The organism is Paenibacillus paridis, assembly GCF_006345825.1.
Taxonomy (GTDB): Bacteria; Bacillota; Bacilli; order Paenibacillales; family Paenibacillaceae; genus Pristimantibacillus; species Pristimantibacillus paridis.
This window is the reverse complement of the sequence record NZ_VCIX01000013.1, coordinates 1-592: the sequence shown is the minus strand read 5'-3', so window position 1 is coordinate 592 and position 592 is coordinate 1. Positions and strand designations below refer to the sequence as shown.

Here is a 592-nt window from a genome sequence, read left to right as displayed (position 1 = left end):
CGAAATCGTATCGATTACAATAGCAGCCAAATGATCAGGGTCCATCAGCTTTTTGTAGTCCATCCCAACCTCTTTCGCATAGGCTTGCAGGCTTTCCTCGTTTAATGAATGTATCAAAATAAAGTATGAAAATTTTCCGTCCTTAAGCATATTGTTATTCAGCTTTGCACTATCTCTTAATTCGTCAGCAATAAATGCCTCGTCAATCCAGGAGTACGCAGACGCTTCCTTCATCATACTGAATTCCGTTACGTCCTTCAGAGCAGTAATCGATTGGATCAGTTGTTCATCTATTNTAAATGAAACCTGCATATCATAATTGACACCCTCCTGTGAAATCATTAATGATCTCTTCAAGCTGTCAGTGAAATAGGATACGGTTAGAAACAGAACGATGCTAATGACGAGCGAGAATACCGTTGCTTGGTATCTGCGTTTGTTTCTTTTTAAATTTTTTAAACCGATTTCTGCTTCAATTCCGAATAGCTTGCGAACGAGCTTCGATGTTTTCACTGCTTTTCCGGTAAGCTTAATATCTGTCGTCTGCCTAATCGCATCGATAGCCGAAATTTTAGATGCTTTTCGTGCTGGA

General features: G+C 39.6%; 1 pseudogene. It reads right to left on the bottom strand.

Annotated elements, in window-relative coordinates:
- A pseudogene (locus tag FJQ58_RS32165) lies at positions 1-592 on the bottom strand (ABC transporter permease); the annotation flags it as partial.